At 72.6% G+C, this 6,914-nt stretch carries 5 protein-coding genes; 3 read left to right on the top strand and 2 right to left on the bottom strand.

The genetic code is table 11. The features are described from left to right. Positions 1–103: 103 nt before the first annotated feature. Entirely contained in the window at positions 104–1,210 is a 1,107-nt protein-coding gene (locus ACFV2J_RS33000; RefSeq protein ID WP_385093946.1) for a PP2C family protein-serine/threonine phosphatase, read from the bottom strand. 331 nt (positions 1,211–1,541) lie between these two features. Between ACFV2J_RS33000 and ACFV2J_RS33005 the strand changes: the two genes are divergently transcribed. Next, positions 1,542–1,889, top strand: coding sequence for a PRC-barrel domain containing protein (locus tag ACFV2J_RS33005; RefSeq protein ID WP_385093943.1), 348 nt, complete (start codon positions 1,542–1,544; stop codon positions 1,887–1,889). Between the two features lie 235 nt (positions 1,890–2,124). Continuing rightward, positions 2,125–3,366, top strand: coding sequence for an NAD(P)/FAD-dependent oxidoreductase (locus ACFV2J_RS33010; RefSeq protein ID WP_385442093.1), 1,242 nt, complete (start codon positions 2,125–2,127; stop codon positions 3,364–3,366). A gap of 322 nt (positions 3,367–3,688) precedes the next feature. Here the strand turns inward: ACFV2J_RS33010 and ligA are convergent, their stop codons facing one another. Next, positions 3,689–5,794, bottom strand: coding sequence for an NAD-dependent DNA ligase LigA (gene ligA, locus ACFV2J_RS33015; protein ID WP_385097712.1), 2,106 nt, complete (start codon positions 5,792–5,794; stop codon positions 3,689–3,691). Between the two features lie 247 nt (positions 5,795–6,041). Here ligA and ACFV2J_RS33020 point away from each other — a divergent pair, with 247 nt between their 5' ends. Next, positions 6,042–6,785, top strand: coding sequence for an alpha/beta hydrolase (locus ACFV2J_RS33020; RefSeq protein WP_385442096.1), 744 nt, complete (start codon positions 6,042–6,044; stop codon positions 6,783–6,785). The last annotated feature ends 129 nt before the right edge of the window (positions 6,786–6,914 follow it).

The following is a 6,914-nucleotide window of genomic DNA, read 5'->3' on the forward strand; positions in this document are numbered from 1 at the left end:
CGGGCACCGGCCCGTCCCGGTCCCGTCCCCGCTGAACCGACTCGCCCGTCCGGACCGCCTCGCGCGGACCGGGCGGGCGAGCCCGTTCCGCCGCCGGGCCCGTTCACCCCGTGACGTGCTCCGTCCTGGGGGTGAGGACGAGCATCGTGACATCGTCACGCACCGCGCCGCAGAAGTGCAGGAGGTCCTCCCAGAGGCGGGTGGTGAGGTCGGACGGCGTCTCGTGCGCGAACAGGGTCAGGCGCTCGGGCAGGGGATAGAACGCACCCGTCGCGTCCCTGCTCTCGGTCACACCGTCGGACCCCAGGAACAGCCGGTCGCCGGGTTCGAGCAGGACCGTACGGACACGCGGCGGAGAGAGCTTGAAGAATCCGAGACCGACGGGAGCTCCGGGCTCCAGGACCAGTTCCAGAGCCTTCCCGCCGCGCAGCAGATACGGATGCGGGTGCCCGCACGAGGTCAGACGCACGGTGTCCGCGGTGGCGGAGAACTCCAGCAGCAGGGCGGTGGCGAACAGCTCGGCGTGCTCGGTGTCGGCCGAGTCGACGATCAGCCGGCGGTCGAGGCGTCCCGCCACCGCGGTCAGGTCGCGCTGGTCGAGCACCGACTCGTGGAACGCCCCGAGGAGCGAGGCGACCGTACCGACGGCCGACAGACCGTGCCCCTGGACGTCACCCATCACGGCCCGTACGCCGTAGGGCCCGTCGCGCACGTCGAAGAAGTCGCCGCCGACCAGGGTCTCGCGCTGCGCCGCGCGGTACAGACCCACGCATCGCACGGGGCCGACGGACTCGGGAAGCGGTGGCAGCACGGCGAGCTGGGCCGCCTCGGCGACGGTGCGCACCGTGACCAGGTCGGCGTCGCGGCGGCTGCGGACCAGGGACAGGACCACGCTGAGCGCCGCGATGAACACGATGGTCAGCAGGTCGGTGTTGCCCGGATGGTTGAGCTGGAGCGCCGGAACGACCAGCAGGGCGACGACGACGGCGCCGTAGAGCGCCGTCACCAGTGGCCCGTAGGAGAGCACGGCCAGGGACGGGACGACGCCCAGCAGGAATCCGATGTCCACCGGTCGCTTGCTGGCCAGTTCCGTGCCGCAGACCACCACCAGCAGAGCCGGCGGCAGCACTCGCACCCAGCGCGGGGGCGGCGCTCCGCGCAGCCAGCCGCGGTCCTTGTTCTTCGGTAGCCGTGGGACGGCCGCGCCCATAGCACTCCTCCCTCCTCCACCACGCTCCTACGTCCGGGGCCCGGGCGCATCACGGTGGGGATTTTCGTGGGGCCGAACGGAGCGGTCGGGGCAGCGGTTCCCGGCAGTCGCCCGGACGGTACTCCCAGGCAGCGGTACCGCCAGTGGTTGAAATTCGGAATTCCCTTCCGGAACTTCTCTCCCGCGAAAGTGTGTCGGAGCCGCGGAAGCGGACACCCGGTTCCCCGGAAGCACACCCGCGCAGAACGCGCACCGCGCAGAACGCGCACCGCACCGCACAGCGCACCCGTCGACAACGGGGACCCGCGCGGACAAGGGGAAGGATTTCTTCGTGAACGAGAACCTGTGGGCCTACGCTCCGACCGCCGGTCACACTCCGGACGCCGATCTGAGCGGATACCGGGTGGACGCGACCGACGGCCACATCGGGAAGGTCGACAAGCACTCCGATGAGGTCGGTTCTCAGTACATCGTCGTCGACACCGGCATCTGGATCTTCGGCAAGGAAGTTCTGCTCCCGGCCGGGACGATCACCGCGATCAGTCACGAGGACAGGACCGTCCATGTCTCCCGGACCAAGGACGAGATCAAGTCGGCGCCGGAGTTCGACAAGGAGAAGCACCTCGGCGACCCGCACTACCGCGACCAGCTGGGTGGGCACTACGGGTCCGGTCACTGAACCGGCCCTCCGTAGCCACTCCCTCCGCCGGTGCCGCCCCCTCCCCGGGGCGGCACCGGCGTCCGCGTCCGCACGGTGCTCCGGTCGGCCGGGCGAAGGAGTGATCCGCGCCCTTCCGCATCCGGTCGGGCGGTGCGACGGGTAGACCGGTTCAGGAGAGTGCGGGGTCGTGCCACCAGGGCCGTGCGCCCGGACACCCCCGCGCCGACGGAGCCGCTCAGCGAAGGAGAGTCTCATGGCCGCCACCCGCGGTGTGCCCGATGTGCTGGTGGTCGGCGCCGGACTCGCCGGTCTGGCCTGTGCCCACGACCTCGCCCGTGCCGGATTCGGCGTCCGTGTCCTGGAGGCGTCGGACGGCGTCGGCGGACGGATGCGGTCGGACCGTCACGAGGGGTTCGTGCTCGACCGCGGTTTCCAGGTGTTCAACACCTCGTATCCACAGGTCCGACGCCGCCTCCCGCTGCGTGAGCTGCGGCTGCGGCCCTTCACTCCCGGGTTCCTCGTGCACACCGACGACGGCGTGCTGCGCTTCGCCGACCCGACCCGGAAACCGCACCGGCTCGGCGATCTGCGCCCCGGACGGTTCGCGGGAGGCCGGGACCTGCTCGCGCTCGGCGCCCTGTCGGCCCGCGACATGGTCGCTCCGGTCCGTTCGCCGGCCCGTGGCGACGACCGCACGACACGCACCGAGCTGGCGGATGCCGGCTTCTCCGAGGAGTTCGTCGAGAGGTTCTTCCGCCCGTTCCTCTCCGGGGTCTTCCTGGAGGACGAGCTGGAGACCTCCAGCCGGTTCTTCCACCTGGTCTGGCGCAGCATGCTGCGCGGCACCCTCTGCCTGCCGTCCGAGGGCATCGGCGCGGTGCCGCGACTGCTCGCCGCCGCGCTGCCGCCGGAGGTCGTGCGCCTCGACACCCCGGTGGCGCGGCTCACGGACACCGGGGTCGCCCTGACCGGGGGAGGCGAACTGCCCGCGCGGGCGGTGGTGGTGGCGACCGGCCCCGTCCAGGCGGCCGCACTGCTGCCAGGACTTGAGGTACCCGCCTGTCGCGTGGTGACGACGTACTACCACGCCGCGACGCGCTCCCCGCTGCCCGAACCCACCCTCCTGACGGACGTGCGGCGGAGATTCCTCAACACCTGTGTCCTGAGCGAGGTGGTGCCCGGTTACGCACCCGCAGGGAGGGCGCTGATCGCCACGTCCGTGCTCGGCGACGACCGCGAGGGCCGCGAGAACGAGGTGCGCGGGGCACTCTCCGAGGCATACGGGACCGACGCGGGCGCCTGGCAGCTCCTGCGCGCTCGCACCGTGCCGGACGCGCTGCCCGCCATGCCGCCACCGCATCCGCTGAGCCGCACCACCCGGTTCGCTCCCGGCCGGTACGTGTGCGGCGACCACCGCGCCACCGGGTCCGTCCAGGGCGCACTGGCCTCGGGCGCACGCGCGGCCCGCGCGGTGGCGCGGGACCTGGCGTCGTAGCCGCGCGCCGGGCCACGAAGCGGCGTGCCCGGCCACGGAGTCGCGCGTCGGGCCGTGGAGTCGCGGCTCGCAAAGAAGGAGCCCCGGCTGGACGGGGGAGACCAGCCGGGGCCGTGGGAGGTGGCCGGCGGAGGGCGGTCGCCTCTCGGCGGGGGCTCCACGGGGCTTCAGCCGGACGATCGTCCCCATGGGCTTCGGTCGGGTCCCGGGGACACCGTCCCCTCCGCAGCCACATACCGGCCAACGGCTGGACGGCCCGGGTTGTTCCCGGCTCGTCCCCGCCACCACGGTGACGCGCGGAACGTCCGAGCCGGCGGCGTCCTCAGCGGAGGAAGTCGGCGACGAGCGCGGCGAACTCCTCGGGAGCGGCCAGCCGGATGCCGAGGTCCTCGGCCTTGGCCCGCTTGGACCCGGCGTTGGCCCCCGCGACGACCAGGGTGGTCTTCTTGGAGACACTGGACGAGGAGCGGCCACCGGCGCGTTCGATGAGTTCGTTCATCTGGTTGCGGCTGAGCTTTTCGAGGGCCCCGGTCATCGCGCCGGTGACGACGACCGTCATCCCGGCCAGCGGGCCGCCGCCCGGCTCGCTCTGCGTGTCGGCGTCCGCGTCCTGGCTCGCGGGGTCGCCGGTGACGACGGCGGGGACCGGCGCGGTGGCGCCCGGTTCGGTCATGTTGACCCCGGCGGCGGTGAGTCTGTCGATGAGCGGGGCCAGTTCGGCCAGCTCGGCGACGATGGACGGGGCCTTCTCGGTGCCGATGCCCTCGACCTGCTGGAGCGTCTCGGCGTCGGCGGCGCGGATGAGGTCCATGGTGGCGAAGTACCGGGCGATACGACGGGACATGGAGCGTCCGGTGCCGCGGACCCCGAGCGCGCACAACACCCGCGACAACGGCTGCCCCTTGGCGGCGGCGATCGCGGCGAGGAGGTTGTCGGTGCTGGTCTCACCCATCCGCTCCAGGCCCAGGAGCTGCTCGCGGGTGAGAGCGAACAGATCGGCGAGGTCGGAGACCAGGCCGGCTTCGACGAGCTGGACGACGCGCGTGGAACCGAGGCCCTCGATGTCGAGCTGGTCGCGTCCGGCGGCGTAGGAGAGCGCGGCGACCAGATGGCAGTTGCGGCCGTTCGCACAGCGCCAGCGCTGCTCGCCGGTGTCGATGGCGGAGCCGCACCGCGGGCACGCCTCGGGGAAGACGATCGGCTCCTCGTCGCCCGTACGCAGATGCGCGACCGGGGCTTCGACACGGGGGATGACATCACCGGCGCGGTGCACCATGACATGGTCGCCCAGGCGCAGATCGCGGCGGGTGATGTCCGCCGGGTTGTGCAGCGTGGCGTAGGTGATGGTGGAACCGTCGATCTCGACCGGCTCCAGGACGGCGCGCGGGGCGATGATGCCGGTGCGGCCCACGTTCCACTCCACCGCCAGCAGCCGGGTGATCTTCTCGACCGCGGGCAGTTTGTAGGCGATGGCCCAGCGCGGGGCACGCGAACCCGATCCGGCGGTCCGCTGGTCGGCGGCCAGGTCGGCCTTGATCACGATTCCGTCGATCCCGAAGGGCAACTCGGCCCGCAGCGCCGCGATCTCCTTGACGCGGGCCAGGACCTGCTCGGCGGTGTCGGCGGTGACGCCGGGCACGGCGGTGGTGGCGGTGGTGCTCACGCCGTAGGCGCCGGTCAGCGCCATGAGGTCGCTGTGCGCCAGCTCGGCCAGACGCTCCGCGAGCTCGCTGTCCGTGCCGGGCAGCGGCAGCAGGCCGTACCCGAAGAAGCTCATCGGCACCGTGTAGGCGCGGTCCTTGGCACGCAGGGTGCCCGCCGCGGCGTTGCGCGGGTTCGCGAACGGCTGCCCTCCGTGCTCCGTGCGCACCTCGTTGGCGTGCTCGAACTGGGCGGTGGACATCAGGACTTCACCGCGCACCTCCACCGTGACCGGCTCGGCGAGCTGCCGCGGCAGGCCCTCGACGGTGCCGATGGCGTGCGAGACGTCCTCCCCGGCCGTCCCGTCGCCCCGGGTGACGAGTCTCTCCAGACGTCCGCGGGTGTAGCGGGCGGCGATCGCGAGTCCGTCAAGCTTCGGCTCCACGCTGAAGCGGGCGGCGTCGTGGCCGATCCGACGGGCCAGCGAAGCGGTCCACGCGGTGAACTCCTCGGCCGAGAAGACGTTGTCCAGACTCAGCATCGCCACCGTGTGCGGGACGTCGCCCTCCACGGCCCCGCCGGCGACCTTGCCCGTCGGCGAGTCGGGCAGCACCTCCTCGGGGTGCTCCGCCTCCCATGCCGCGATGCCACGCACCAACCGGTCGTAGGCGTCGTCGTCCAGTACCGATGTGCCGCCCGTGTAGTAGGCGGCCGACGCGCGCACCGCGTCCTCGACCGCCTGCGCGTAGGCGACGGCGTCCACGATCACTGCAACTGGTGTTGTCATACCCGTCATCCTGCACGCCACCACTGACAACGCCCTGGTCCGGCCGTTTTCCGCTGACCCTCCGACCCGCGCCGGCCCCTTCCTCCGGAACCCCCGTGAGCGGATCTCCGCCGGAGGGACGGCGGGGGCTCGCGCGAGATGACCAATCCGTACGGCGCCCGGCGACGGATGACGCGTGGGTGACGGGATACCGTGGCCGCCGGCTGAGCGGTGCCTCAGGAAGCCGTGCTTTGGGAAGAGGGGTGCGATGGACAGCCGTACGCAGAGGACGCCCGTGGGCGCGCCGGGTCATCGGCCGGCCGGGGACCGCCCGGCCCTGGTGCCGCTCCGGCACCGTGGCACGGCGAGCGCGGCCGTGCTCGTCCTGCACGGCGGTCAGGCCGACAGCACGGCGCCCTCCCGGCCCTGGCACGTGGCGGCGCTGCGCATGCGGCCCGTCACCAGGGCCGTCGCCGCGGCGGTACCGGACGGCGAGGTCTTCCTCGGCCGGGTCCGCTACCGCCACCGGGGTTGGAACGGTTCCCGGGCCGACCCGGTCCAGGACACCTGGCAGGCGCTGGCCGAGCTCACCCGGCTCGTCGGCGAGGTGCCCGTGATCCTCGTGGGCCATTCCATGGGAGGCCGCGCCGCACTGCGCGCCGCCGACGCACCACAGGTCAGGGGAGTGGTGGCCCTTGCCCCCTGGTGTCCGGAGGACGAACCGGTGGCCCAACTGCGGGACCGCAAGGTGATCGTGCTCCATGGCGACCGGGACCGGGTGACCGACCCACAGGCGTCCGTCTCGTTGGTACGCCGTGCCCGCGACGCCGGTTCGCACGCCGGCGTCCTGCTGGTGAAGGCCGGTGACCACGCCATGATCCGGCGGTACGGCACCTGGCACCGGTCCACGGGGGCGGCGGTCGCCGAACTGCTCGCACCCGGCGGAGGGGCGGGACCGGCCGACGGTCTGCTCGCCACGGCGCTGGCGGCGCCCGGGGCCGGTGTGCTCTGACGCGAACCACGAGCCGCAGGTCCCAGGTTGCGAGCCGCGCGGGGGGGGGGGGGGGGGGGCGCGGGGGGCGCGCGGGGCGAGGGGCGCGGGTGATGTTTTAAGGACGAGTGAGATTAAAAAAAAAAGCTC

Origin of the sequence: Streptomyces sp. NPDC059668 (genome assembly GCF_042734135.1) — a bacterium.
In the GTDB taxonomy this organism is placed as follows: domain Bacteria; phylum Actinomycetota; class Actinomycetes; order Streptomycetales; family Streptomycetaceae; genus Streptomyces.

What these genes read in the sequence shown, in the direction of transcription:
- ACFV2J_RS33010 (WP_385442093.1), top strand. Translation starts at nt 2,125, where the DNA reads ATGGCCGCCACCCGCGGTGTGCCCGATGTGCTGGTGGTCGGCGCCGGA.
- ACFV2J_RS33000 (WP_385093946.1), bottom strand. Translation starts at nt 1,210, where the DNA reads ATGGGCGCGGCCGTCCCACGGCTACCGAAGAACAAGGACCGCGGCTGG.
- ligA (WP_385097712.1), bottom strand. Translation starts at nt 5,794, where the DNA reads ATGACAACACCAGTTGCAGTGATCGTGGACGCCGTCGCCTACGCGCAG.
- ACFV2J_RS33020 (WP_385442096.1), top strand. Translation starts at nt 6,042, where the DNA reads ATGGACAGCCGTACGCAGAGGACGCCCGTGGGCGCGCCGGGTCATCGG.